The sequence below is a fragment of the Serratia sp. Tan611 genome, from assembly GCF_905188235.1.
Classification (GTDB): Bacteria; Pseudomonadota; Gammaproteobacteria; order Enterobacterales; family Enterobacteriaceae; genus Serratia_B; species Serratia_B rhizosphaerae.
Genome location: NZ_LR994655.1, coordinates 3,971,249 through 3,993,656 on the forward strand (window position 1 = coordinate 3,971,249; position 22,408 = coordinate 3,993,656).

Annotated in this window: 25 protein-coding genes and 1 tRNA gene; 6 read left to right on the forward strand and 20 right to left on the reverse strand. The window is 51.4% G+C overall.

What is annotated here, in order from left to right; all coding sequences use genetic code 11:
- Positions 1 to 38: 38 nt before the first annotated feature.
- The 4 genes from TAN611_RS18715 to TAN611_RS18730 form a co-directional block, all read right to left on the reverse strand.
- Entirely contained in the window at positions 39 to 353 is a 315-nt protein-coding gene (locus TAN611_RS18715; protein WP_203066857.1) for a hypothetical protein, read from the reverse strand.
- Positions 354 to 460: 107 nt separating this feature from the next.
- Positions 461 to 640, reverse strand: coding sequence for a hypothetical protein (locus TAN611_RS18720; protein WP_203066858.1), 180 nt, complete (start codon positions 638 to 640; stop codon positions 461 to 463).
- 60 nt (positions 641 to 700) lie between these two features.
- Positions 701 to 1,732: a major capsid protein gene (locus TAN611_RS18725; protein ID WP_203066859.1), complete on the reverse strand. Its 1,032-nt coding sequence runs from the start codon at positions 1,730 to 1,732 to the stop codon at positions 701 to 703.
- 15 nt (positions 1,733 to 1,747) lie between these two features.
- A complete protein-coding gene (locus TAN611_RS18730) occupies positions 1,748 to 2,113 on the reverse strand; it encodes a hypothetical protein (RefSeq protein WP_203066860.1) in 366 nt (121 codons plus the stop codon).
- 1,398 nt (positions 2,114 to 3,511) lie between these two features.
- Here TAN611_RS18730 and TAN611_RS18735 point away from each other — a divergent pair.
- From TAN611_RS18735 to TAN611_RS18745, 3 genes are all read left to right on the forward strand, one after another.
- The gene (locus tag TAN611_RS18735; RefSeq protein WP_370576234.1) at positions 3,512 to 4,084 is read left to right on the forward strand and encodes a hypothetical protein; all 573 of its coding nucleotides are present in this window, start codon (positions 3,512 to 3,514) and stop codon (positions 4,082 to 4,084) included.
- A gap of 54 nt (positions 4,085 to 4,138) precedes the next feature.
- On the forward strand, positions 4,139 to 4,813 hold the full coding sequence (locus TAN611_RS18740; RefSeq protein ID WP_203066861.1) for a DNA N-6-adenine-methyltransferase: 675 nt from the start codon (positions 4,139 to 4,141) through the stop codon (positions 4,811 to 4,813).
- Between the two features lie 262 nt (positions 4,814 to 5,075).
- The gene (locus TAN611_RS18745; protein WP_203066862.1) at positions 5,076 to 5,522 is read left to right on the forward strand and encodes a hypothetical protein; all 447 of its coding nucleotides are present in this window, start codon (positions 5,076 to 5,078) and stop codon (positions 5,520 to 5,522) included.
- A 14-nt stretch (positions 5,523 to 5,536) separates the two neighbouring features.
- On the opposite strand, the gene TAN611_RS18750 is transcribed toward TAN611_RS18745, so the two are convergent.
- The 13 genes from TAN611_RS18750 to xerD form a co-directional block, all read right to left on the reverse strand.
- A complete protein-coding gene (locus TAN611_RS18750) occupies positions 5,537 to 5,758 on the reverse strand; it encodes a hypothetical protein (protein ID WP_238404479.1) in 222 nt (73 codons plus the stop codon).
- Positions 5,759 to 6,972: 1,214 nt separating this feature from the next.
- Complete coding sequence (locus TAN611_RS18755; protein WP_203066863.1) at positions 6,973 to 7,446, reverse strand: hypothetical protein; 474 nt, start codon at positions 7,444 to 7,446, stop codon at positions 6,973 to 6,975.
- Between the two features lie 134 nt (positions 7,447 to 7,580).
- The gene (locus TAN611_RS18760) at positions 7,581 to 8,012 is read right to left on the reverse strand and encodes a hypothetical protein (RefSeq protein WP_203066864.1); all 432 of its coding nucleotides are present in this window, start codon (positions 8,010 to 8,012) and stop codon (positions 7,581 to 7,583) included.
- 12 nt (positions 8,013 to 8,024) lie between these two features.
- On the reverse strand, positions 8,025 to 8,807 hold the full coding sequence (locus TAN611_RS18765; protein WP_203066865.1) for a helix-turn-helix domain-containing protein: 783 nt from the start codon (positions 8,805 to 8,807) through the stop codon (positions 8,025 to 8,027).
- A gap of 165 nt (positions 8,808 to 8,972) precedes the next feature.
- A complete protein-coding gene (locus TAN611_RS18770) occupies positions 8,973 to 9,428 on the reverse strand; it encodes a hypothetical protein (RefSeq protein ID WP_203066866.1) in 456 nt (151 codons plus the stop codon).
- A gap of 480 nt (positions 9,429 to 9,908) precedes the next feature.
- The gene (locus TAN611_RS18775) at positions 9,909 to 10,697 is read right to left on the reverse strand and encodes a hypothetical protein (protein ID WP_203066867.1); all 789 of its coding nucleotides are present in this window, start codon (positions 10,695 to 10,697) and stop codon (positions 9,909 to 9,911) included.
- A gap of 21 nt (positions 10,698 to 10,718) precedes the next feature.
- Positions 10,719 to 11,294 carry a magnesium transporter gene (locus TAN611_RS18780; protein WP_203066868.1) on the reverse strand — a complete coding sequence of 192 codons (576 nt, stop codon included), beginning with the start codon at positions 11,292 to 11,294 and terminating at the stop codon, positions 10,719 to 10,721.
- 503 nt (positions 11,295 to 11,797) lie between these two features.
- A tRNA-Gly gene (locus TAN611_RS18785) sits at positions 11,798 to 11,871 on the reverse strand.
- A gap of 158 nt (positions 11,872 to 12,029) precedes the next feature.
- Positions 12,030 to 13,550, reverse strand: a complete 1,521-nt coding sequence (gene lysS, locus TAN611_RS18790; protein WP_105232389.1) for a lysine--tRNA ligase — start codon at positions 13,548 to 13,550, stop codon at positions 12,030 to 12,032.
- Positions 13,551 to 13,559: 9 nt separating this feature from the next.
- Positions 13,560 to 14,658, reverse strand: a protein-coding gene (prfB, locus tag TAN611_RS18795) for a peptide chain release factor 2 (RefSeq protein ID WP_105232390.1) whose coding sequence is annotated in 2 segments (ribosomal slippage) — positions 13,560 to 14,582 and positions 14,584 to 14,658 — 1,098 coding nt in all. Because the reading frame shifts where the segments join, the coding sequence is not laid out codon by codon here.
- 203 nt (positions 14,659 to 14,861) lie between these two features.
- Positions 14,862 to 16,592 carry a single-stranded-DNA-specific exonuclease RecJ gene (gene recJ, locus TAN611_RS18800; protein WP_105232391.1) on the reverse strand — a complete coding sequence of 577 codons (1,731 nt, stop codon included), beginning with the start codon at positions 16,590 to 16,592 and terminating at the stop codon, positions 14,862 to 14,864.
- 12 nt (positions 16,593 to 16,604) lie between these two features.
- Positions 16,605 to 17,321, reverse strand: a complete 717-nt coding sequence (dsbC, locus tag TAN611_RS18805) for a bifunctional protein-disulfide isomerase/oxidoreductase DsbC (protein WP_015673664.1) — start codon at positions 17,319 to 17,321, stop codon at positions 16,605 to 16,607.
- Between the two features lie 27 nt (positions 17,322 to 17,348).
- On the reverse strand, positions 17,349 to 18,248 hold the full coding sequence (xerD, locus tag TAN611_RS18810) for a site-specific tyrosine recombinase XerD (protein ID WP_105232392.1): 900 nt from the start codon (positions 18,246 to 18,248) through the stop codon (positions 17,349 to 17,351).
- Positions 18,249 to 18,339: 91 nt separating this feature from the next.
- Here xerD and fldB point away from each other — a divergent pair, with 91 nt between their 5' ends.
- Positions 18,340 to 18,858 (forward strand): flavodoxin FldB, encoded by a 519-nt coding sequence (fldB, locus tag TAN611_RS18815; RefSeq protein ID WP_105232393.1) that lies wholly within the window; start codon positions 18,340 to 18,342, stop codon positions 18,856 to 18,858.
- 30 nt (positions 18,859 to 18,888) lie between these two features.
- Here fldB and TAN611_RS18820 read toward each other — a convergent pair whose 3' ends face one another.
- Together TAN611_RS18820 and sdhE are read right to left on the reverse strand one after the other, a co-directional pair.
- Positions 18,889 to 19,308: a protein YgfX gene (locus tag TAN611_RS18820; protein ID WP_105232394.1), complete on the reverse strand. Its 420-nt coding sequence runs from the start codon at positions 19,306 to 19,308 to the stop codon at positions 18,889 to 18,891.
- Entirely contained in the window at positions 19,289 to 19,555 is a 267-nt protein-coding gene (gene sdhE / locus TAN611_RS18825; RefSeq protein ID WP_105232395.1) for an FAD assembly factor SdhE, read from the reverse strand. The genes TAN611_RS18820 and sdhE overlap by 20 nt, the downstream gene beginning before the upstream one ends.
- Before the next feature lie 330 nt (positions 19,556 to 19,885).
- Between sdhE and ygfZ the strand changes: the two genes are divergently transcribed.
- Positions 19,886 to 20,878 (forward strand): tRNA-modifying protein YgfZ, encoded by a 993-nt coding sequence (gene ygfZ, locus TAN611_RS18830; RefSeq protein WP_105232396.1) that lies wholly within the window; start codon positions 19,886 to 19,888, stop codon positions 20,876 to 20,878.
- A gap of 36 nt (positions 20,879 to 20,914) precedes the next feature.
- Here the strand turns inward: ygfZ and TAN611_RS18835 are convergent, their stop codons facing one another.
- Positions 20,915 to 21,595, reverse strand: coding sequence for a hemolysin III family protein (locus TAN611_RS18835; RefSeq protein WP_105232397.1), 681 nt, complete (start codon positions 21,593 to 21,595; stop codon positions 20,915 to 20,917).
- 194 nt (positions 21,596 to 21,789) lie between these two features.
- Here TAN611_RS18835 and TAN611_RS18840 point away from each other — a divergent pair, with 194 nt between their 5' ends.
- Positions 21,790 to 22,398, forward strand: a complete 609-nt coding sequence (locus TAN611_RS18840; RefSeq protein WP_105232398.1) for an HD family hydrolase — start codon at positions 21,790 to 21,792, stop codon at positions 22,396 to 22,398.
- Positions 22,399 to 22,408: the final 10 nt, after the last annotated feature.

Below are 22,408 nucleotides of genomic sequence, written 5' to 3' on the forward strand. Positions count from 1 at the left end.
TTAAGGGAGGTTCTCCCCTCCCTTTCACTATTTTTGTACTACTTACACTTAACTGTTTTAAGCGATTCGAGTTGCATCAGACGACCCTGAACTTTTTGGCGAGCATCACTCTTAGCCATCCCATTACCAATACCAAAATCACCTAAAAACCCGAGAACGGTTCGACCATCAAATTGCCCTGTCTGATCGATCTGTTCTTGCATGCTATGACCTTTAGCGATCTCTTGTTCAAGTGCTTTACAGTCAAATGTCGAGGCTTCTTCAGTGCTAACCATAGGAGCTTGCGGATACTGTTTAGTAGCACAACCAGCAACCAATAGGATTGCTAAAGCAGAAAACATCGTCTTTTTCATAATGTGAATCAAAGCTCATATTCAGAGGGAAATTCATGTTACTCAAAGCGTCTAAATGTTGCTAATGATTTCAATTCATCCATAAAAAAACCCGCGCTTGGCGGGCTTCATTTGTGTTTCTGTTTGTACTGCCTGATCGCCTGTTCAACAGAACCGTATCGATCAACCATGCTGTTAAAAGTGCTGCGATGAACACCGAGCATTCGGCATATTTCGGCAACATTCAGCAGCGCGTCACCACCGCTTAACAAGGGCTGGCCTCGAGCATCTAATATCAAAATTTTCATCGTGTTCCTCTCCTATCAATTTTTAGCCGGGGGCTAATGTAGCCCCCAATGCTTTAGCTATTAGTTTGCCGGGGCCAGCTTAATAGCTGCGGTGAAACTCATATCGTAGTTCACAGCGATCTGGCTCGATTCATGATGGATCTTGATATTGTGCATTTCGCCTTCAGTAGACCAAACGAAAGATTCACGAGCGGCACCGTTACGCGCCATTTGCAGATCACGAGACGCTGGGCCGTAGTAAGATGTCAACGGACTCTGCACGGTTCCCATGGTTTTACGGAACAGCGGGAACGCCAGACCGCTATCTGCCGCCAGTTCAAAATCTGGGTTATCGTTCTGCACGATTGTCAGATTGGCAAACGGGCTAAACATATTGAAACCCGGATTAACCTCACCAGCACCATAGATAAAGGAGCCGTCAATCAAGCCCTGTTTAGCGGCAGCTGCAACCAGTGGATGGAACCTGATAGCATTGAACAGATCATCACCCGCCAGAACCACGATGCCCTTGCTATTACGTACCCAACCGCCCATGTTGCGACGCAGTTTGCTAACCAGCAAAGATAGGTCTTTCAGGGGGTCACCAGTTACGGCACTGGATACCGTGCCGCTTTCCTGAGTCGCACCAAATGTACTAGCCCAATCCACGCTACCGCCGTTGGTTTTGTCATCAATGACAGTGCCATGAGCAAGCGCATTCCACAGCGCCAGTTCTTTAGTTCGGACGTGTGAGTCTTTCAGATCCGCCATTTTCTGAACCATTAGGCTCTCAACGGTTACCTCATCCTCTGAGCCGATGGCGCGACGGCCTTGGAAATCAGATGCAGAAATCTCTGCATGAGCATACTCATGTGGTAGCTCGACAGAGAAGCTCTGCCCCTTGGAGGTCTTGATGGTGTTCAGGTCGGAACCGTAACGGTGCGTGGTCTCAAACAGTTTGGCACTCTCTGCCTTCAGGAAATCAACGTCGATCTTCACGGTTTTAACCGGCTTCTCATCAAAAGCACCGATGGATTGCAGAAACGCCGGTTGAACTGGGATACTTTTGTAACTGCCGACTAGATCCACATTGTCGAATTCTTTTTTAGCCATTTTTTATCTTCCTTCTTATGCGTTGGCGTTAACAGCTAGGCGAACGTGTTCGTCTGCTACGAGTTTTGCGATAGCTGCTGCTCGGTCAGCCGCTTTGATGTAATCGGTGCTGATATAGATCAGTTTGTCTGCGATCACGGTCAGGCAATCCTTACCAACAGCGTTTTGGCCGTCGTTTTGAACATGGATAACCAAAACTTGATCTTTGGTGCCGTCCGACAGTTCGCCGGTCACTGCATCTACGATGTCGCCCACCTCAGGAACACGCGTCAAAGTTGCCGCCGCAAATTTATGCTCGGTGCGGTTGAAATGGCTGGTTTCAGAACGAACGATGATATCGCCCTGAGTTACCGCCTGTGAGCCGTTGCTTGTAATACTCATTAGTGAAATCCTTATAACAGTTGGTTGAAAATTGGACGTAAGACGCCCACCGCCAGTGATGGCGGTTTATCTCAATAATTTGAGAATTCGTTGGGTGGCTTCTTTGGGTGTGGGCTTGTCTGGTATACGGATAAAAGAACCCCGCCGAAGCGGGGCACCAACCGTTTACAACAAGGCATCCACAGGGATGTGGGAGGCAGCTCCCTGATAATGTCCAGATCAGAGAGCCTACAGCGGAAAGGAGTGGTAACCGCCTGCCTCTAATAGATTGGTGCGGCGCGAACGCCAGCACCGGGGCGAAGGGCCTAAATTCGCACCTTTCTTAAATCGATTGTATTAATTGGATCAATGGTGAATCGGTTTAAAAAAGGCCAGTTATGAAAACTGAACCTTGCTCTGATCTCAGCTTCTCACGGCTTCATCAAAATGACCTGATCAGGGGAATCAGGATTTTTGGCTACCCCGAAGGGCATTGCCCAGCATTCAGGCGCTGTGGCTTTTAGAGATATCAAGTTGGCATACCGTCTTATCTCTAATATCTATTATAACACTAATGAGAATGATTATCAATAATAAATACGAAATTCCTATTGACATGCATTGCAATATGTGAATTTGAAGTTTTGGTATGAACTCATGCAATACAGAACCCAACAAAGCGAGGTGTAAGCCACCTTGCGGCGTTTTATCCACTTAGGTAATGCAATGGCATGGATTTAGGCTTAGCGTTGAACCTGATGCCGTACAGGAAGGATTCTAAGTTGTGGGGTTTAATCAGGTGGTAAGTAATGGTAAGCGAGTAAGGTAATGGTCAGGTGTGTTAGGTATGGTTTGGTTACTTGTTCAGCGTGATGACCGCCAGCCCCCGCCGCCCGCTTGACTCTCGGCTATCAGCCTCGTGACATATTCCAAAGGTCGAGAGCGTAGCTCTCTCCATTGCCCAAAAGGTGGCTTGTCCATGGGACAATGCCCGAGGTGACTAGTCACCATAACCAACAGTAGACCCGATAGCCTATAGGCTCTCTCAAGTAACCAAACAAACCTAAAAACCCTTAAACTATCTCTTTCCCTACCCTTCGAACACATCCAGTGTTCTCCAGTGTGGGAAATGCGTAGCCACGCCTTACGACCGAAGGGAGTAAAGATTATAAAGCTAGTATTATAGAGTTAATGTTATAAGTTAGTATTATTGGGTGTCAAAATGGAACTTCACTAGTGTCAAAATGGAACTTCACTAGTGTCAAAATGGAACTTCACTCCTACTAGTGCCCCCTCGATTTCTGTCAGGACAATGGCGATCATAGCAAAATTCTAACAATGTCCGTCCACTGATCACTTCTATTACGGTACAATAATCCACACTGCATTATTAACATTTATGATTAAAAAGAGATCACTGTGACCACTCAGCCCGCCAAGATAAAAAACATTTACTTTTACTTGTTCCTAATACTCCCGCTTATAGTACCAATAGCTTACTATTTCACAAGTAATGATAAGATTGCTTATGCAATTTTTTACATAGCAAGTATTACCTGTGTTTTCTTTGACCAAAAAGAGATGGTTAAATCCACTCACGAATCTCAGTCTCAATTCATCGGTTCGGCATTAGGGATTATCATTTTTCCACCAATCTATGCATTCGGTCGAGCCAAAGCAGCAGGTATGATGCAATGGCTTTGGCTAGCAGTCTATGTGCTTATAGCTCTTGGCTCCGTGTACATAAGTATTACCATAGATAAAAGAGAATCTATCAAAATAGCAGCATGTGAAATAACCACTTCAATATTCAAAGATAAAAGCAACGATACCAAATGCATTATTGTTAAAGACCTTGAAACGGTTTCCGCCAAATATTACCGAGCTAAGGCGGTCTTAACTAATGGTGTAGACATGCCAATCACAATCGAAGAGCGTGATGATGACTATCTCTATGTCACATTAACGCCTCTCAGCAATCTGCTAGATTAAAAATGGAGGGGGTTGTCCCCTCATTGTTTCACTCTGAGAGCTGGTGAATGTTGGATGCGGTACGCACAGAATGGGAAAAAACATGGCGGGTCTGATGAATGGCGGACGCCACGCCGCGTATATGAAAATCTGCATCGGGAATTTACATTTACGGTAGATGCAGCAGCATCCGAAGAAAACGCCCTACATTCTACCTACTGGACGGCAGAGACTGACGCATTGAGCCAATGTTGGGAGGGGCATACTGTTTTCTGTAACCCTCCATATTCCATGTGTGGGGAATTCCTAGCAAAGGCCGCTGCGGCGGATTGCTGCGTGATGATTGTTCCAGCCCGGACGCAGGCAACGTATTTTCTAGATCATGTATTTGCTAATCCCCATTGCCACGAAATCCGATGGTGTCATAGGGGTATGCGGTTTATCCCCGCATCAGGGGTTACCCAGACTAGACAATTCAACCGTGCCCCTCTGCCTGTTTGTGTCGTGGTGTATCGCAAAGAATCCCGAACCGGGGAAGTCCGACAAACGTCAATTTGTGCAGATACCCTACTGCCGTTGCATGTGATCAATGCTGGCTCGAGACGTGGACGCCCTACCGTTTATGATTGGAAAACGCTAGATCAGATCATCCGCCTATGGGACAACCGCGAGGTACAAACGATAGCGGAGATGGCAGTGATAACCGGATTACCACGTTCAACTCTGCATAGGATTATTAGACGGCTGTAGAGCACGGACATGTAGCATACGATAAATCCCAATAAGCCCCGCATTTATGGGATATGCTGAGCAATAAAAAACCACATCTTCCGCATGATGCGTTTGGCAATGGTCATCAGGATGGCCGTCACGATCAGCATGAGTACCAGCAGCACCCAGAGGAAAGACGGATCAGTGGGAACACAGTCTCTTACTTTTGTTGACGTTAAGGCAAACGTTAGCAATGATATTAAAGTGTAAGAATTATGATAAAACAACTTTTGTGAGAAATATGAAACGTACATTCTTAATCTGCACTATCGCAATATCTGTAGTTGGCTGTGCTCCCAAACCAACTATGAATCAAAGCCAATACCAGCAAACCGCAACATTGCTTGCCGCTGTACGTAAATGCAATGAAGATGGAAACATGGATCGAACCGTGGCAGCTCTCGGGCTTCGCTACCTATCCGATACTATGAATAGATCTTATACATATGACCCAAATTTATTGCAGACCTATGTGGCCGAAATGACAACGCGAGCCTCAACTAGCCCACCAACAAAAGCTCAATGTAACGACATAAGCTTAATGATCGAAGATAGAACACAGCAGATTCGGATCAACAATGAAAATGTTCGGATGCAACAAGAACAGATAAATCAGTGGAATAGTCAACGCCCTGTTACTACGTACTGCAATAAAGTGGGTACGCAAACATTTTGCAATTCATATTGATTCACTACAGCCCCTTATTCCGAGCCTTCCTCTGTTGTTGAGAAAGTCTTAGCGTAAGGGCACTTCCCCTTTGTGACGAACTGGAAGCTGTGGATCGCATCCTCATAGATGCATAGCGTCTTACCGCTGGAAAGCTTCTCACTCGTCGGATTGCTCATGGTGATCTTACCCGCATAAGCCGGTGATATGGCTACCGCCGAAGCCAACAGAATGATCATTCTCATGGTGTATTTCATACCAACTCTCCCAACGAATATTTACCTGCGAAATCGTCAGCCTTGGCTTGTGTAGCTCCGATGTAATGCAGAGTAGACGATAACGATTTATGGCCCCAGTGGTTACAGGCCACTGCCCGCCAGTTTTTGGGGTGCCACTTCAGGTAGGGGGTCATTTGTGTGGAATGGATGAAAATATCACAGCGTACGGATATCGGTGCTTGACAGTCCTCGGGTTACCATTTTTGATAATGAGAATCTTTCTCAAATATCAGGGAAACGCTGATACTCCTGCTTGCATACCATCACATCATTACAGAGGCCCCTCAGCGCTACGCTACGGCCCTAACTCGACCTAACCCTACCTACCCTATGCATAAGCCCTTACAAGCGCCCTGAGAGAAGATTGGATGTTTTACACAGCTCTGTAGCACGTCAAAGGCGTTCTATTTAACATAATGACCGTTATCTGCACCTTTGCAACAACCCCGACCAGTTGCCTTTCTACCACTTCGCCCCATTTGGTAACGCTATGCCAATCCTGCGGCAGCAATGAGGGGCAGAACACACCAGATTTTACAGGGAAGATTGCAAATGTGGATAAGTCGATCAGCTTGTGGGTAAGTCACTCCTAAAATACCGATATTGCGACTTTCGGCGCTTTCATTCAATTCTACCAGTGAAACCAAATTGCCCCTTTAGGCATCTGACTTTGCCCTGTTTTGGGATATCTGACCGGGTTCCCCGGCATTGTTCAAAGATGATAATGAATCTCATTTTCAAAATGAAATGAATATCATTTGTGGGAAATGAAACAGTGTTTTATTTTTAAAGTGAATACCGATATTGTGTTTAGCCCATTACCCTACAATAAAAATGTTTATCCGCACAATATATTTTACGATGCCTACTGCCCCAAGACCTACAGACCCGTTACCACTTGCTCAATATTCCTTAAGTGCCTACCACGCACTACCGCAACTGTACGTTTATTGCTCAGTCATAATTACATTCCATCCTATTAATTCATATTTAAATGTATTTAATTGGAATAATTACGACAGTTATTGAAGTAATGAGAAAGCCCCTACCCAATGAGAGGTAGAGGCTTATCACTGTTACCCTCATACAGAAGGCTCTCAGCCCATAGCTGAGGGAACAGATCACTCATGTCCACGCTATCGGCTATGCACTCCGGGGTATCCAGACTGATAAAGTCGCTGATTGTTTCGATATCATCCATTACAGACCCTCGTCCCTGATTGTTCTTCTTGAATGGTGAATTCAATATTCAATTTTCTGATAGTTTTCATCAGGGATTCAGTGATCAACTGGCCGCTGGGGCTAAGTAGTTCACCGTTGGCCTTGCGGATGAACATCGGGACGCCCGACCTACTGATCAACTGTTGGCGTTTAATGGTTGGTTGGTCTGATGATTTTATCAGTAGGGAAACTGGACGGCCATTTGCAGGCCCACCCTGATCCTTATGAGTTAGGGCGATACCCTTGCTCTTTATCTTGCGAATCTCTGCCGCTGGCGTGGCTGGTTCTTCAGCTGCTGCCGGTTGTGCAGTCTGTTTCTTAATATGCTCGGCGATAGTCGCTGCCAGCCCGTCTTTAGCTTTGCTGATTGAACTCTGTTCAACCTCCGCCGCTTGTCGTTCAATTTGTGACTTCAGGGAATCTACGATCGATTCAAAAATACTCATGTGGGAACCCTCAATATGTAATCGGTTATGAAAATAATAATAATCAGAGTGATAATTACTCTTGGTTTTAATGCGTAGAAAAGCGCATCAATGGCCCATCGGCTGATGTCTGGTTTTTGTACTGACATTGTTATTTAATGGTATGAGAACTGGCTGTAGTGCGAAGGTTTTTCTGGACTTGGTGATGTTGGAACAGGATATTCCCGAAAGCGTCGCCACCATGAGCGGAAGCCATTCAGGGATAAATCGAGGAACTCTGCTATCTGTTCATCAGCCTTGCCTTCACTTTGCATCTGGGTGATATAGAAGATCTTGTCCCTACTCGACAAAAAATGTTTTCGTCTAAATCGTTTGTTATATGTTCGTTGCAGATGCAGTACCAAGGATGCCGGGACAGCGTACAACTTGCAGATTTTGTCCAGTGGCCGACCTTGAACAAGTGCAGATTTAACGGCGGTTACTATGTGTGGTGCGTAATCGCTAAGTCTTACTTTTCTTGCTTTACGTTCGCGGAGCTTTTCTTCGATTTCTGAGATGCGAGATTTCTCGCTATCGGTCATTACCATGCAATACCTCCCTTAGAATGGAATTTCTTCTTCCTCATCCAACAGGCCATCGGCGCTAGTATCCTCATTCGCCAGATGTTCAACCTGCCGCCGTTGCTCATCTTTTCGCCGCTTACGCATGTGATCAATCATGAGTTTTACGCTCGCTGCGGCCTTGTTTCTCTCGCCGTTGCAGTCCTTGAGGATATCTACAACCGGGATATTTAACTGATCACGCTTGGCGACTGAGCACCAGATGGAAAATTCATCATCCCCCTGTAAATGTGGTAGCACAGCAGGCACTGGCGCAGCTTTCAGCTCGGGAACCACATCAGCAGGGTTAACATCAGGCTGACCAACCTCAACCGGATCATGGCTGTTTTGATCATTGTACGGCGTGCGGCATTCTGTTTTTGAATCACGGTCATGCTCATCTACATCTCCCTGCACCCGTGCTCCTGCTGGCCCCTGTTCCATTTCTGACGGCTGGATGTTGTTCTGCGACTTAACCTTTTGTTGCTCTGCTGGCAAGTCAGCCGGGAGCACAACAGAGTACATATTGCTTTTCATACTTCCCCGTTGGGTCTTGATAATAAAACCGAGCCTATGTAATTCTGCCACCGCCCTGATCGATGTGCTTCTAGATATCCCACATTCATCAGCTATCCAATCATGGCTCGGATAAACGTCCTCACAGGTCTTCTGCAAACTGAGTAATGCGTAATAAACATTTTTAGCTGATGGGGTGATATCTCTACGTTTTTTGACATCATAATACGGGTCTGACCGCTTAATTTTTGCGCTTGCTACTGTCACTTTCTCTCTCCTCTACAGGATTGTTCACGGCGAGAGCCGATCTAACGGCGGCTCTCATAAATTTGTGTGGCGAAATGCCGTTGTTTTGGCAGTGCTTCATGACTGCATTGAAATCTGTGCTGTTCAGCTCTAAGAGGAACGCATTTTTGGCCTTCTTCTCCATCTTCACATGCCCTCATCACGTAGTTGGGAATTGTTATCCCTGTGGGTGAGATACTCCTGATGAGAGAATTCGCTATAACTATTCATGCTGTATGCAGCCCAGAGTGTAAATACCTGTTCGGTGCTGATATCACGGCCAAACGCTAGTTGAACGAGTCGCTTTTGCCTTTCGATCAACTCTTTCGTCATCGGAGATCGGACATTGCCGTGTGGATGATGTTCATCTAGTAAATCGGCAAGGGCCAATGTCGCCGCTGTTGGTTTCGGTGGCTGGCGCTTCTGTTCCAGCAAGTACACTCGGTACTGTTCCAGTGCATCACCAGTTTTCTCGATCCCGGCCTCATCATTGGGGTGGCGTTTACGGTATGCATAAACCATGTGTCGGTTAATCCGGTTCGCTATCAGCGCTTTCAGGATCTGGTCGGCAGTAGACCGCCGAATGAATTCGGTCTGTTTCATAGGGTTACCTCTTAAGTTTGGAAAAAGAAAATCGCAACACGGAAGGAAGCACCCAGAAGGGGGCTATCTCTTGTGCTGTCAAAGGATATGTTTATAAATCAGTATGGGAAGTATTGAGAATACTGTGATTTTTAGCTAACTCACTAATCTATAAATACTATTATGTCATGGAACGTTTAAAATGTCCAGATATTTATTGATAAATGTTGCATTTTGATTTTAGGTATGATACGGGTTTGGTGAAGCCGACAATATCCGGATATCGGGGTAGATTGTCAAGGATCGATTCATTAAGGCCTAAACGACTGTTGTTCGCCCCTGCTCTCATACAAAGACATTTGAGAGTGTGGAATAAATGGAACCCAAACAACCGCATTGAACCCTTCAGGGACGAAAGTGACCATGAGTTATTTAAAAATCAATGCGAATAATGTAGGTTCTGCCACGAAACCATTTCACTTTACTCCATACATACAACTCTTACTCAATTTTTTCAAAATCACCCTTTGCGGCGGCAATCAAATCATTGAAAATATCTCTAAATAGAGAGTCTTGGGAAATTTCTATTTTGTATATCTTCTGATGGCTACCACTCTTTAGCTGAGACTTCAATCGCATTTTCCTAACATCATTATAATCCTTACCAAGGCTAAACACATAAAAGATAACAAAGCCCTCCGCAACAAAGAACCATGAAAATCCATTAACTTGCTCTACCTCTCTAAACGAGAAATTACTCAAAACAGATTTAATTTCAATATCACCAATATTATTCGTACTATCAACAAGCCGAAATACACATATTTTTATGAGATGATCCACCTTGAATTGGTTTAATTTACTTACCCTAATCAAGTTATTTTTTACACAATGCCGCATGAACTCATCTAATTCATGCACACCTACAACAGTAGAGTAATGTATATTTTTTGATATTGAAGCACGCCAGAGGATACTAAGCAAATATAGATAAAACCTCTTATAATTAAATGAGTTAACTATAATATGATCAGAGTTTTTCCTTATGTTATGATGATTTCTCAGTAACCTAATGCCGTATGACTCGTATTCAGTACTAATAAATTGCTCACACTCAAAACACAGCAAAGGCTCCTTAGGGTCAACATTTTCTCGCTTTGGCCTACTGCCTTTTCGCACCACAATCAATTGTGAATCGTTTTTCTTTAACCGCTTGAAATAACTTCTTGGAATGCTATGCGATTCCATTAACTCTTTTTCTTCAAGGCATAACTTACATATTCCTTTCATTTTCACCTCTCAAAAAAAAAATCACTTCCCAAAGCGCTGATAGCATCGCCGGTCGATTTCCTGCGTCAATTTATAATCCATATCCCGATAGCTAATACGTTCAAATTCACGAGCGATATGCCAGCCACAATCATGAAACCCACATTTAATTAATGGGTACACATAACGATTATACCGATCAGAATCGGAGTATTCACTTAATATACCAGAGCATTCTGGACATCTTACCTCAATGGAATTCAATGTATAATTTTTATTGCCATAGGGTTTAATCCAACGCCAAGATACGTTCATTCCAAAAATTGTATCATTGGTATAATCTAAGAAAGTGCCCGTCTGTGCAGAGGCTTCTTTTTCATTATTTCGACTCATTATATGTGTAATAACAGGCACAAGCGCTAACAATATTGCCGATAAAATGGTTATTCCCCATACGGGTATCGTTACAGGGTGAGCCATAATGCTTACCAACCAGTGATAAATTTGCTTGATGTAGCGCCATAGCCACACCACGACGGCTAACCCACCACTACCTGTAACAAGAGCAACAATCAGCCCCGAAATGCTGTTTTTGCTGAGGTCTTTCCACCATCCCATAAATATTCTTCTTGTTAACCTATTCTATATGCTCAATTTTACAGCGAACTAAATTTAAGACAATAGCCTCCATAAAGCCCCGTTGGTGGTACAACAACAAGCGAAGCGTTAGCGATAGCATCAGTGATCTACTCAGAACAAGGTCTTATCAGGATAACCGTGTATCCCCTAAGGGAAGCGTGGCTGAAACGCTGGCAGAGCCTACATATCGTGTGCAGGGACGAAAACCACCATGAACCTGTTTAGTGACATCGGGCTTAAATGCGCCTTGCTATGAGCTTTCTGTGAGTATTTAGAGCCTACAGTGGGGCTTAGGTTTCTTGTTTTGCTATCGCGGTAAGACGCTGGAACGACCGCCAACGGTTTGATATGCTCACAGATCAACCACACACCAAACAGTGACAGTTACGGGTGTAGTTCAATGGTACAGATAGCGTTGTAGGTGAGAAATCACCTCAGCTAGGTGTCCTTATAAATCAAGACTTTGATTTATAAGTAGAACTTGGAGCGGGTGAAGGGAATCGAACCCTCGTATGCAGCTTGGGAAGCTGCCGTTCTACCATTGAACTACACCCGCTTAGGTGTGCGTTTGGCATTATAACCGCTTCTTGGCGGCGGGCAAGCGGAGTTAACGCATAACTGCCGATGTTTTAAGCAGTTAGTTATTCTGAACATGCGCTGCGCATAAAAAAACCGGCGCGGTCACCCGCACCGGTTGATTAAGGCTGCGGCCGGTTACTTGGCCGTCGGACGCATTGCCGGGAACAGGATAACGTCGCGGATGGTGTGGCTGTTGGTAAACAGCATCACCATACGGTCGATACCGATGCCCAGACCAGCGGTCGGCGGCAGACCGTGTTCCAGAGAGGTCACGTAGTCTTCGTCGTAGAACATCGCTTCGTCGTCGCCGGCATCCTTCGCGGCAACCTGGTCAGCAAAACGCTGCGCCTGATCTTCTGCGTCATTCAGCTCGGAGAAGCCGTTGCCGATTTCACGGCCGCCGATAAAGAACTCAAAGCGGTCGGTAATTTCCGGGTTCTCGTCGTTACGGCGCGCCAGCGGGGAAACTTCCGCCGGGTATTCGGTGATGAAGGTCGGCTGAATCAAATGGCTTTCCGCCGTCTCTTCAAAGATCTCGGTCACTACGCGGCCCAGACCCCAGCTCTTCTCTACCTTGATGCCGATAGACTCGGCAATCGCCTTCGCCTTATCGAAATCATCCAGGTCCGCCATGTCGGTTTCAGGACGATACTTCTTGATCGCCTCACGCATGGTCAGTTTTTCAAACGGCTTGCCGAAGTCGAACTCTTCATCGCCGTATGGCACCTTGGTGGTGCCCAGCACGTCCTGCGCCAGCGTACGGAACAGCGACTCGGTCAGCTCAATCAGGTCTTTGTAATCCGCATACGCCATATAGAGTTCCATCATGGTGAACTCAGGGTTATGGCGAGGCGATACGCCTTCGTTACGGAAGTTGCGGTTGATCTCGAAAACGCGCTCAAAACCGCCGACTACCAGACGCTTCAGATACAGCTCCGGCGCAATACGCAGGTACATATCGATGTCCAGCGCGTTGTGGTGGGTGATAAACGGACGCGCGGAGGCACCGCCCGGGATCACCTGCATCATCGGGGTTTCCACTTCCATAAAGTCGCGGCCCACCATAAAGTTGCGGATGCCGGACATGATGCGCGAACGCACCTTGAAGGTGTGGCGAGATTCTTCGTTGGCAATCAGATCCAGGTAGCGCTGACGATAGCGGGTTTCCTGATCGGCCAGGCCGTGGAACTTGTCTGGCAGCGGACGCAGCGCCTTGGTCAGCAGACGCAGTTCGGTGCAGTGGATAGACAGCTCGCCGGTTTTGGTTTTAAACAGCTTGCCGCGCGCACCGAGAATATCACCCAGGTCCCACTTCTTGAACTGTTCGTTGTAGACGCCTTCCGCCAGGTCGTCGCGCGCGACGTACAGCTGAATGCGGCCGCCAACGTCCTGCAGCGTAACGAAGGAGGCTTTGCCCATGATACGGCGGGTCATCATACGCCCGGCGACGGTCACTTCTACGCCCAGCGCTTCCAGCTCTTCGTTGTCTTTGCTGTCATATTCTGCGTGCAGCTTGTCGGACGTGGTGTCACGACGGAAATCATTCGGGAACGCAATGCCGTTCTCGCGCAGCGCCGCCAGTTTTTCACGACGTGACTGCAGCTCGTTATTGAGATCCGACGCCTGATCGGCGCCCTGTGGTTGTTGCTCAGACATTTTTGTTCCTCATAACCCGGCTTTCAAACTTGCCTCAATGAATTTATCCAGGTCGCCATCCAATACGGCCTGCGTGTTACGCGTTTCTACGCTGGTGCGCAAATCCTTGATCCGGGAGTCATCCAGCACGTAAGAGCGGATTTGGCTGCCCCAGCCGATATCGGATTTGTTGTCTTCCATCGCCTGCTTATCAGCATTTTTCTTCTGCATCTCGTATTCATACAGCTTCGCCTTCAGCTGTTTGAATGCCTGATCCTTGTTTTTATGCTGTGAGCGGTCGTTCTGGCACTGCACCACGATGTTGGTCGGCAGGTGGGTAATACGCACCGCAGACTCGGTTTTGTTGACGTGCTGGCCGCCCGCACCGGAAGCGCGGTAAACGTCGATGCGCAGATCCGCCGGATTGATGTCGATATCGATATCGTCATCCACTTCCGGGTAAACGAACACCGAACTGAACGAGGTATGACGACGGCCGCCGGAATCAAACGGGCTCTTGCGCACCAGGCGGTGAACGCCGGTTTCAGTACGCAACCAGCCGAATGCGTAGTCGCCGATAATCTTGATGGTGGCGGATTTAATCCCCGCAACGTCACCGTCAGACTCTTCGATAATTTCTGTTTTAAAGCCCTTGTCTTCGGCCCAGCGCAGGTACATGCGCAGCAGCATGCTGGCCCAGTCCTGCGCCTCAGTACCGCCTGACCCGGCCTGAATGTCCAGGTAGCAGTCGGCGCTGTCGTATTCGCCGGAGAACATACGACGGAATTCTAGCTGTTCCAGCTTGACGATCAGTTGATCAAGCTCAACCACGGCTTCGTTAAAGGTTTCTTCATCGTCGGCTTCAACTGCCAGCTCCAGCAGGCCGTTAACGTCTTCTTCGCCCTGTTTCAGGCTGTCGATGGTCTCAACGATGGCTTCCAGCGCCGAACGTTCTTTACCCAGCGCCTGTGCGCGCTCAGGCTCGTTCCAGACGTCCGGCTGCTCCAGCTCGGCGTTTACTTCTTCCAGGCGTTCTTTCTTGGCATCATAGTCAAAGATACCCCCTAAGAACGGCGGTACGCTCAGACAGGTCCTGAATACGGTTTTTTACCGGATTAATTTCAAACATGATTTTTCGCGTTCTTTCGTTAGAGGTTGTATATCCCCCGGCAAGGGAACCGGCGCAATGCGGCGTGAACCAGAGAGAATATAGGCGACCCAATCGCCATAGAACCGTTAATTCTAACGGATCCAGAGCACAGTTTATAGCGTTTATCCAGGGAAAAATAAGGGCGCCGCGCGGCGCCCCTGAATGCTATCTTTTGGCTGCCGTCAGTACGGCCACAGGTGCTGAATCAGCAACTGTACGCTGCGGTTGCCGCGGAACTCGTTAACGTCCAGCTTATAGGCCAGTTCCACTTCGCGCACGCTGCTGTCCGGCCACAGCGTGGTGTCCACGTTAAACGCAATGCCGTCCAGCAGCGGGCCGCCGCCCAGCGGCTCCACCATTAGCTTGAGGTGCTTCTCACCCACCAGCCGCTGCTGCAGAATGCGGAACTTGCCGTCGAACGTCGGTTCCGGGAACGCCTGCCCCCACGGCCCGCCTTCGCGCAGCAGCTCCGCCGTCTCCAGCGTCAGCTCCTGCATTGCCAGTTCGCCGTCAGACCAGATAACGCCCTCCAGCATCGCCGGGTCGAGCCACTCGCCCACCAGCTCGCCAAAGCGCTGGCGAAACTCGTCAAAGCGCGCCTCTTCCAGCGACAGACCGGCGGCCATCGCGTGCCCGCCGAACTTCATCATCAGCCCGGGATTCAGCGTGTCCAGCCGCTCCAACGCATCACGCATATGCAGGCCGGCAATCGAACGGCCGGAGCCTTTCAGAATGCCGTCGCCCGCCGGCGCGAACGCGATCACCGGGCGGTGAAAACGCTCTTTGATGCGCGAGGCCAAAATGCCGACCACGCCCTGATGCCACTCCGGGTGGTACATGGCCAGCCCGTAAGGCAGGGCCGTGCTGCTGCGCTCCAACTGGTCGCACAGCTGCAGCGCTTCGGCCTGCATGCCCTGCTCTATCTCGCGACGCGTCTGGTTCAATGCGTCCAGATCGTTGGCCAGCATACGGGCCTGCGCAATATCATCGCTCAGCAGTAACGCCACGCCGATCGACATGTCATCCAGACGTCCCGCCGCATTCAGCCGCGGGCCGAGGGCAAAGCCCAGATCGTTGGCCGCCAGATTGCGCGCCTCGCGGTTGGCCACTTCCAGCAGCGCACGGATGCCGGGACGGCACTTACCGGCGCGGATGCGATTAAGCCCCTGATACACCAGAATACGGTTATTGGCGTCGAGCGGCACCACGTCGGCCACCGTGCCTAACGCCACCAGATCCAGCAGTTCAGCCAGATTCGGCATGGCCAGCGCACGCTGTTCGAACCAGCCGCTGTCGCGAAGCCGGGCGCGCAGCGCCAGCATCAGGTAGAACGCCACGCCGACGCCGGCCAACGCCTTCGACGGGAATACGCAGCCACGCAGGTTGGGGTTGACGATCGCCTCGGCCGCCGGCAGCGTCTCGCCCGGCAGGTGGTGATCGGTCACCAGCACCTGCATGCCTTTCTCGTGCGCCACATCGACGCCGGCATGGGAAGAGATGCCGTTATCCACGGTGACGATCAGCTCAGCACCGCGCGCCGCCGCCTGCTCCACCACTTCCGGGCTCAGGCCGTAGCCGTCCTCAAAGCGGTTCGGCACCAGATACTGCACGTCACCGCCGCCCATGCTGCGCAGCGCCAGCACCGTCAGCGCGGTACTGGTGGCGCCGTCGGCGTCAAAATCGCCGACGATCATGATGCGCCGGCCGTCCGCCAGCGCCTGCTGCAGAATATCCACCGCCGTATCGATGCCGTCCAGCTGCTGCCACGGCAGCATGCCTTTGACGCTGCGTTCCAGCTCCCGCTCTTCACTGACCCCGCGCAGCGCGTACAGCCGGCGCAGCAAAGGGTGCAATTGTGCGGGCAGTTGCGCGTCGCTTGCCGCCTCACGGCGGCGTAATTGCGTTTTGATCATACTCACCGGTGATTAACCACCGGCTTGCAGGGCGGCCTGATGCGCGTCCAGCATCGCCGCCATCTCTTTCGGTCCCTGATAGCCCGGGATGACCATGCCGTTTTGCAGGATGATCGCCGGCGTACCCTGGATGCCGAACTGCACGCCAAGCTCGTAATGTTTGCTGATATCGGTTTTACAGGTCGCCGGTGACACCGCGTCGCCCTTCATCGCCGCGTCAAACGCTTTGGCTTTATCGGCGGTGCACCAGATAGACTGCATGTCTTTCTCCGCCTGGGAGTTCAACCCCTGACGCGGGAACGCCAGATAACGCACGGTGATACCCAGATCGTTGTACTCTTTCATCTGTTGATGCAGTTTGTGGCAGTAGCCGCAGGTGATATCGGTAAACACGGTGATCACGTGTTTTTCCTTCGCTGCCTTGTAGACAATCATCTGATCTTTCAGCGCGTCCAGCTTGCCGCCCAGCAGTTTATTGGTCACGTTAACCGGCTCTTTGCCGCTGACGTCATACAGCGGCCCCTGCAGCACGTGTTTACCGTCTTCGGACACGTACAGCACGCCGCTGTCGGTCAGCACGGTTTTCAGCCCCGCCACCGGGGATGGCTGTACGTCAGCCTGCTTGATACCCAGGCTGCCCAGCGCCGATTTGATCGCCGCATCATCGGCATGTGCGGAACCGGTCACCGAAGCCACCAGCAGGGAAAGCAGCATTAAACCTTTTTTCATTCTTCCATTCCTTTCGAACCCGGCGCATCAGGCGCGCGGATGATGCTGTTGATGTAGCTGTTTCAGTCGTTCGGTTGCTACATGCGTGTAAATTTGCGTCGTGGAGAGGTCGCTATGCCCCAGCAACATTTGTACGACACGTAAATCTGCGCCATGGTTCAGCAGATGGGTGGCGAACGCGTGGCGCAACACGTGCGGAGACAGACGTTCGCTGTCGATGCCGGCTAGGATCGCATAGTGTTTGATTCGATGCCAGAAGGTCTGCCGGGTCATTTGCTTGCAGCGCTGGCTGGGGAACAGCACGTCGAGCGCCTGTCCGTTCACCAGCCACGGACGGCCGTGCTCAAGGTAGTTCTCAATCCAGTACACCGCCTCTTCGCCCAGCGGCACCAGCCGCTCTTTGTCGCCCTTGCCGATCACCCGCACCACGCCCTGTCGCAGGCTGACGTCGCTGATGCTCAGGCCGACCAGTTCGGACACCCGCAGGCCGGTGGCGTACAGCACTTCCAGCATCGCCTTGTCGCGCAGCTCCAGCGGCTGATCGACGCACGGCGCCTGCAGCAGCGCATCGACCTGCGCCTCGCTCAGATCTTTCGGAAGGCGCTGCGGCAGCTTGGGCGACGCCAGCTGCGCGGTCGGGTCGTCGGCGCGCTGTTTTTCCCGGTACAGGTATTGGAACAACCGCCGCATGGCGCTCAGCAACCGCGCCGAACTGCTCGCCTTATAGCCGCCCTCCACCCGTTCGGCCAGAAACGCCTGCAGATCCAGCGCCTCGGCGTCCAGCAAGGTGCGGTCACGTCCGGCCAGCCAGGCCGTCAGCGCCTGCAGATCCAGACGGTAAGAGGCGAGCGTATTCTCAGCCAGATTACGTTCCAGCCACAGCGCATCTAAAAATTGCTCAACCAGCGCATTCTCCTGCTGTTGCACGCCAACCCCTCTTGATTTGATTCAACCTGCGGCATTATGCCTTATGGTACACTGGTTGCAATTCCATGAACGGCAACATAACGGTTTAAACATGAAGATTGGTCTGTTTTACGGCTCCAGCACCTGCTACACCGAAATGGCGGCGGAAAAAATCCGTGAAATTCTGGGTGAGGATCTGGTCGACCTGCATAATCTGAAAGACGTCTCCCCCACTCTGATGGAAGACTATTCCGTACTGATTCTTGGCATCCCGACCTGGGACTTCGGCGAACTGCAGGAGGACTGGGAAGCGGTCTGGCCGCAAATCGCCACGCTCGACCTTAAAGGTAAAATCGTCGCTATGTACGGCATGGGCGACCAGTTCGGCTACGGCGAGTGGTTCCTCGACGCGCTGGGCATGCTGCACGATCACCTCAAACCGCTCGGCGTACAGTTTATCGGCTTCTGGCCTACCGAAGGCTTTGAATTCACCAGCCCGAAACCGCTGGCCGCCGACGGCAAACATTTTGTCGGCCTGGCGCTGGATGACGTCAATCAATATGAAATGAGCGAAGATCGGCTGCAGCAATGGTGCGAACAGATCCTGCTGGAAATGGAGCCGCTGCTGTAAACGTCCGGGGCGCCTCTGCGCCCCTCAAATTCAGCCTTCAGATTCATCCTTGACCAGCCGCATCCGCTGGCACAACTGCCGCCACTCCGCGCTGCTGATGCAGTCCGACGCCAGCCACAGCCGCCGGCGTTTACGCTTTCCGCTCGCCTGCAGCGTCAGCAGCATGCCATAGCGCAGCATCCATGGGCGCCGGACCAGCCGCCACTCCTTGCCTTGCCAGATTACCCGCTGCGGCGCAGAGAGCAGACGCAGCTCCCCCTGGCGCGATGCGATACGCGTCTGACTGCGAATACATTCAAAAACCACCAGCGTCAGCAGCAACAGCCAGACCGGATCGTAACTCTCCGGCCACGGCGAAATCAGGATCAGCAATATCAGCGCGCCATGCGCCAACAACGAGATAAGCTGAGTACGCCAGGAGATGCGAACATCACATCGCCACTGGGCCACGGTCTTTATTTCGCGTCTGGATCAGCGTCACCATTCTTTGCAATTCAGCGTCCTGCGGGGCGCCATGATTCATCAGCCAGTTAAACAGATCGGGATCGTCACACTGCAACAAACGCACGAACAGCGCCTTATCCTCTTCGCTCAATGAATCGTACTCATGCTCGAAAAACGGCATGATGGAGATGTCCAGCTCACGCATTCCACGGCGGCAAGCCCAGTGAATACGCGCTTTGTTATTAATATCCATGTTGTTATGACCAACCTCTGTTCAGCGTGGCAAAGCCAGCGTAGGGTTCAACCGACACACCGTATGGCAACACACGCGCAATATAATTCCGTCGGCTCACGAGCGATGTGCAAGAGTAGCACGAGCCATAAGCGTATAGAGTAACAATTTGACATACACGGCGGGAAGAATGTTAGCGCGAAATAGCAAAAAAAGCGCTGCGGCGGAATAACTGTTTGCAAAGCCTGCGCCCTCTTTTACCATGGTAGGTCTACGCCTTCAGGTAAGCCGGATACCCGGAATCATTAAAGCGGCAGCGCGGCCGGGTATAACGTTAATCAGGAACCGACTATGACGTTCACAACTCCTTTTCCACCTCGTCAGCCTTCCGCCTCTTCCCATCTGCCATTGACGCTGATTTCTCTGGAAGACTGGGCGCTGGTGACGATGAATGGCCCCGACACGGTGAAATATCTCCAGGGGCAGGTTACCGCCGACGTTGAGGCGCTGGCGGACGATCGGCACGTTCTCTGCGCGCACTGCGACGCCAAGGGCAAAATGTGGAGCAACCTGCGCCTGTTCCGGCGCGGTGAGGGCTTCGCCTATCTGGAGCGTCGCAGCCTGCTGGACAGCCAGTTGGCAGAGATCAAAAAATACGCGGTGTTCTCAAAAGTGACCATCGCCGCCGACAACGATGCAGTGCTGCTTGGCGTGGCCGGCTTCCAGGCGCGCGCCGCCCTGGCGGACGTCTTCAGCCAGTTACCCGATGCACAGCATCCGGTGGCGCAGGACGGCGACACCACGCTGCTGCACTTCAGCCAGCCGGCAGAACGCTTCCTGCTGGTGACCAGCGCGGCAGTCGCCGAACAGCTGGTCAGCCGTCTGCAGCAGCAGGCCGAACAAAACGACAGCCGCCAATGGCTGACGCTGGATATTGAAGCCGGCTATCCGATCATCGACGCAGCCACCAGCGCGCAGCTGATCCCGCAGGCCACCAACCTGCAGGCGCTGGACGGCATCAGCTTCAGTAAAGGGTGCTATACCGGCCAGGAAATGGTGGCGCGCGCCAAATTCCGCGGCGCCAACAAACGCGCGCTGTACTGGCTGGCCGGGAAAGGCAGCCGGGTGCCGGCCGCTGCGGACGATTTGGAACTGCAGCTGGGGGAAAACTGGCGCCGTACCGGCACCGTGCTGGCCGCCAGCCAGTTGGCCGACGGTACGCTGTGGGTGCAGGCGGTGCTGAATAACGATTTGGCGGCGGACAGCAAGCTGCGGCTGCGCGAGGACGCCGGCGGCGAACTCAGCATTATGCCGCTGCCTTACTCGCTGGCAGAAGAGAAGTAACCTTCGCCGCCCGGCAGCACGGCCGGGCGGCAATCATCAGACGTAGAGATAAATCGCCATAAAGTGGCATACGCTGCCGCCCAGCACAAAAGCGTGCCAGATGGCGTGCCCGAAGCGCCAGCGCTTGGAGGCGTAAAAAATCACTCCCAGGCTGTACACCACCCCACCGACCGCCAACAGCGTCACGCCGCCGATATCCAGCCGCGTCGCCAATTGATAGATGACGATCAGCGACAGCCAGCCCATAGTCAGATAGGTCACCAGCGACAACGCTTCAAAGCGATGGGCAAACGCCAGTTTGAACAGCACGCCGAGCAGCGCCATGCCCCAGATGACCGCCATCAGCCCGCGCGCCAGCGGCGACCCCAGCCCCACCAGCAGGAAAGGCGTATAGGTGCCGGCAATCAGCAGGTAAATGGCGCAGTGGTCAAATTTTTTCAGCCAGTGTTTGGCCTTCTGATGAGGAATGGCGTGGTACAGCGTTGAGGCCAGGTACAGCAGGATCATGCTACCGCCGTACAGGCTATAACTGGTGATCGCCGTCGCCCCGGCGCCGGTGTCGATAGCCTGCCCCAGCAGCAGCACCAGGCCGACAATGCCAAAAACCAGACCAATACCGTGACTGACGCTGTTGGCGATCTCTTCCGCCCACGGATAGGCCGATTTCGCCGTCTTGTCCGCCTGCGTCCCGGCTTTCGCCACGTCCGTTTTATCCATAATATTCCAGCCCTCAAAAACGCCTGCATTGCGTGAAATTAACGCAAAAGCAGCTTAACTGAGAATAATTCCAGTGTACACGTGTACGCTAAAATAAAAATGTGAACGCTTGTAACATGCTGAAAATATCGAAATCCCCCCGCCGCTGGTCTACAATCGCTGGGTTTTAACGTCACCTACACCGAGGCTGTACCATGTCATCTGCCGTACCCGCATTAGAATTTGGCGCCATGACCGAAGTCATCCGGTTCCTGATGGAAATCGACAAACTCAAGAGCGTTCAGCGCCGCACCAAAGTGCTGGGCACCCAGCGTCAGGAAAACTCCGCCGAGCACAGCTGGCACTTTGCCATCGCCGCCATGAGCCTGGCGCCCTACGCCGGTAAGGACGTTGATATCCAGCGCGTGATTCAGATGGCGCTGCTGCATGATATCGTCGAGATCGACGCCGGCGACGTGCTGGTGTACGACCTGGCCGCCCGCGCCGCCATTCACGATCAGGAGGTCGCCGCCGCGCGCCGCCTGTTCGGCATGCTGCCGGAGCCACAGCGCGAGTATTTCACCGCTTTATGGCAGGAATATGAAGATGCCGAAACCGCCGACGCGCGCTTTGCGCTGGTGCTGGACCGCACCATGCCGATGCTGATGAACCTGCATAATGAGGGGCAAAGCTGGGTGGAGAACGGCATCTCGCTGGAGCAGGTGCTGTCGCGCAACGAGATGATTGCCGAGGTCTATCCGGAGCTGTGGCAACATCTGCTGCACCATCTGCAGGACGCGCAGCGTAAAGGCTGGCTGAAGTGATAAAGCGCCG